Source organism: Leucothrix pacifica, from assembly GCF_003172875.1.
Lineage (GTDB): Bacteria > Pseudomonadota > Gammaproteobacteria > Thiotrichales > Thiotrichaceae > Leucothrix > Leucothrix pacifica.
The window spans coordinates 1-3133 of the sequence record NZ_QGKM01000048.1 but is presented as its reverse complement, the minus strand read 5'-3'; the positions used below and the strand labels follow the sequence as shown (position 1 = coordinate 3133).

5 protein-coding genes are annotated in these 3133 nt (G+C 40.3%); all 5 read left to right on the top strand.

What is annotated here, in order from left to right; genetic code table 11:
• The first annotated feature begins 21 nt into the window (after nucleotides 1–21).
• On the top strand, nucleotides 22–171 hold the full coding sequence (locus tag DKW60_RS23735; protein WP_181389734.1) for a hypothetical protein: 150 nt from the start codon (nucleotides 22–24) through the stop codon (nucleotides 169–171).
• Nucleotides 172–183: 12 nt separating this feature from the next.
• The gene (locus DKW60_RS15580; protein ID WP_109838588.1) at nucleotides 184–696 is read left to right on the top strand and encodes a hypothetical protein; all 513 of its coding nucleotides are present in this window, start codon (nucleotides 184–186) and stop codon (nucleotides 694–696) included.
• Nucleotides 697–990: 294 nt separating this feature from the next.
• Nucleotides 991–1677: a hypothetical protein gene (locus tag DKW60_RS15575; RefSeq protein WP_146203498.1), complete on the top strand. Its 687-nt coding sequence runs from the start codon at nucleotides 991–993 to the stop codon at nucleotides 1675–1677.
• A complete protein-coding gene (locus tag DKW60_RS23730; RefSeq protein WP_181389733.1) occupies nucleotides 1678–1854 on the top strand; it encodes a hypothetical protein in 177 nt (58 codons plus the stop codon).
• A 51-nt stretch (nucleotides 1855–1905) separates the two neighbouring features.
• Complete coding sequence (locus tag DKW60_RS15570; protein WP_109838586.1) at nucleotides 1906–2517, top strand: hypothetical protein; 612 nt, start codon at nucleotides 1906–1908, stop codon at nucleotides 2515–2517.
• Nucleotides 2518–3133 lie beyond the last annotated feature (616 nt).

Here is a 3133-nt window from a genome sequence, read left to right as displayed (position 1 = left end):
AACTTTTAGGTAGGTACTTATATGCCAACATATAATTATGTAAATCCGGCTCCTGTTTCTGCATTAATTCAACCTTTTGGAGTTATTGATTTTGTATCTGGAACTATGGGGCATGGTCTTCTCGATGTAATACCTTATGTTTTTGGTGGAAATGTGCGTGGGGAAAATTGATAGGTGGTATCCATGAATTATAAATTTAGGGCAGTAATAATTGCTATGTTCGGATTTATTCTTGGTTGTAATCAGTCAGTAGTGAGTGATTTTAGCAATCCAGATATTGAAGAGTTTTATAGGAATTATTCAATAGAATCTGAAAATGTTAAAAAGTTCATTTTTGATGGGGTTCTTGTAGCTCCTTACTTTATCCCTCGATCAAATTATGAATCTCATGATTTGGCGATATCTGCTTTTTCTCGAGATAGTGGGAGGAAAATAAATATTGGAAGAATAGTTATTAATGGTATCGGCACTATACATAATAGTGAAGTGTCTCTTGATACAAGAGAGTTATACGAAGGGTTATTCCGTTATGATGTAATTATGGTGACGAATATATTAACTAGCGATATTCTGAAAGCTTCTGAAACTAATGAAGTAATTTCTATTAATATCGAGGTCGCTCGAGAGGGTAAAAAAAATACACTAGAATATCAATTTTTTGTAAAGAATAAATTTATTGCAGCACCTATTAGGTGATTTTTTGGCAGTCCGTAAAAACAGAAACTCTGAAAGTCGCAGGTTTTATATTCGGGCTAGCGATAGTACTTTTTTAGTATTGGGTGTTTTGGTTGTCGTGATAATTTGGAGTCTAGTGTCGAAGGGTTTATATCCGGCTTAATCGCCAGCGGTGGAGATCTTCAGCAAGGACTCTTGGGAGCACTGAGTGCCGGGGTGTTTGGTGTGATAGGCGCCTCCTTTGGCCCGACTTCCGGACTCTCGATCGCTGGGAGGGCGGCCAAAGTGCTTGCCCACGGTGTTGCAGGGGGAGGCATGAGTGTACTCAGAGGAGGCAAGTTTAAAGATGGCTTTGTGAGTGCGGGATTCTCGCAGGTGATGGAGGTGACAAATGCATACAGCAGAATGGGGGTTCGTGCTGGTGCAAGTGGTTTTGCTGCCCGCACAAAGAATGTTGTTGTATCAGCATTAGTCGGTGGTAAATTTGCGAATGGCGCGATTACTGCAGCGTTTTCTCGAATGTTTAATGATGAGGCGCATGCCTCAAGGGAAAGCAAGATTAGAGCGCTTGAAGTTGAGACCTTAGAAATGGAAATAAGATCTCAGCAAAAGAAAATCTATTCATCGAAAGCGCAGTACCATCGATCTGGTAACTATGTCACTACTGTGAATAGTGAAGGTGATATTAGTTATGTAGATCTTATGAACCCTCCAAATGGAATGCTTGCTAATTCAACTCCATTTCTGAATGTCGCCGCTGTTGGATACATAGCTTCATCAACTTTAGTTAGGGGAGCAGTGGCAACTGGATACCTAGAGTTCAATCAAGGTGTTTACGCGATCTCTTCAAGGTTTGGAGCAGATATGACTGGTGACGCGTTTGTTATGGATTACATGGTAAGTATGTTACCAGCGACAGGGGCTCCTTCATTGAGTATGCCAGGGATGTTAGGTTATGGGGCTGGTTTCATGTATGGCTTTGCAGGTATGGAGTGGAAATAAATGTTAATGGTAATTGGTTTTGTACTTACAGTCGTTGGTTTGCTTATAGCTTTGACCCAGAGAACTGGTAGAGGGATCATTTTAAGTGACACTCAAAGCTATATAGTTGGTGGTTGTTTTATATTGCTGGGCTTAATCATGATGCATGTTGCACATAAAACTAAATCTCCGAAATAAAAAATTACAAGGTGTGGTGCTTCTGTTGCTGGTGGGTATCGTCGTCTTGGTGTGAGTAGTTCGCCCAGAGGTGCAGCAGGCTATGCGAAAAATGCAGCAATATCCGCAGTGGTTGGAGGAACCGTATCGAAGCTGGTGGGTGGTAAGTTTGTTAATGGGGCGATTACCGGGACGTTTTCGAGGATGTTTAATGATTTACAGCATCATGATTTACGTGACCCTGAATCAGTTGGTGATCCAAATCTCAATGCAATAGGTAGGCTATCTGGTGGTGTTGGCTTAGAGGGTAATGTAACTATGATGAACGGCCCCGGTACCATTGGCAGAAGTCTACAAGTGATTGAAGGAGATGTATCCCAATGGAAATACGTTCCTGTTAATGAATATGGACCTGGACATATTGAGCCAGGAAGAGGGTATGGATCACAAGCAGGTATAGCTGCGGGTGGGGGGGTTGAAGTCAACCTTGCTATCGGTAGTGGCTCTTGGGATGGTTTGTTTAAGTCATTCACTATCGGAGCTGGTTACTATAGTGTTAGTGTCTTCAAAGATGGTAGCTCAAACTGGCATGGAGTTAGTTTTAGTTTTGGTCTTGGTATACCAAGCTTTTCTTATAATGAAACCTACTATGCTCCATCTACAACTGATTTTGGTGATATCTAAGTGATCCTAGTAGTATATTGGTGCGCTATATCGGTAGTCGCGAGAATGATCGAAGAGGCGCTTTTCATTAAGGCATTAAGAAAGGCGGGAGTGATTTTAGATGTCGCATTTTTGGGTATCCCATTTTATTCCGATCATATGTACCACAAGTCGGTTAAAAATAGAGGCGAGATAGAAGAGCTTAATGAAAGAAGGTTGAGGCTTCGGTTTTATATCAGAATGAATTTTTATTTTTCTATTGGACTTTTTTTATTATTTATGTAGTTCAAACTTAGTCGGCTATAGGTTTTATCAATTTTATGAAAATTAGATCAGGCACTTAAAAATATGCTAACCAAGTTCAACATCGTACTAGGTTTCCTATCCTTATTAGCTGTACTAGCTTACCTGTCTACTTTCTTTGAAACAGGCTTCGATAAGTTGTCCCTTTCAGAGCTTTCTTTAGTTTCTGTTCAATGGGTGCTATCAACTGGCGTTATTGTTAGTGGGTTTTATACACTGTGGACAAGGAAACTTAAACGCAGTCACTTTTGGTTATCTATTGCCTTTTATATCTCTGTACACGACAATTTAGAAATCCACGATTGAAAAACCATGGCCATTCGTTGATTTAGTA

Bases quoted from the DNA above. Each gene is read 5' to 3' on its own strand.
- DKW60_RS23735 (WP_181389734.1), top strand. From the start codon at position 22: ATGCCAACATATAATTATGTAAATCCGGCTCCTGTTTCTGCATTAATT.
- DKW60_RS15580 (WP_109838588.1), top strand. From the start codon at position 184: ATGAATTATAAATTTAGGGCAGTAATAATTGCTATGTTCGGATTTATT.
- DKW60_RS15575 (WP_146203498.1), top strand. From the start codon at position 991: ATGAGTGTACTCAGAGGAGGCAAGTTTAAAGATGGCTTTGTGAGTGCG.
- DKW60_RS23730 (WP_181389733.1), top strand. From the start codon at position 1,678: ATGTTAATGGTAATTGGTTTTGTACTTACAGTCGTTGGTTTGCTTATA.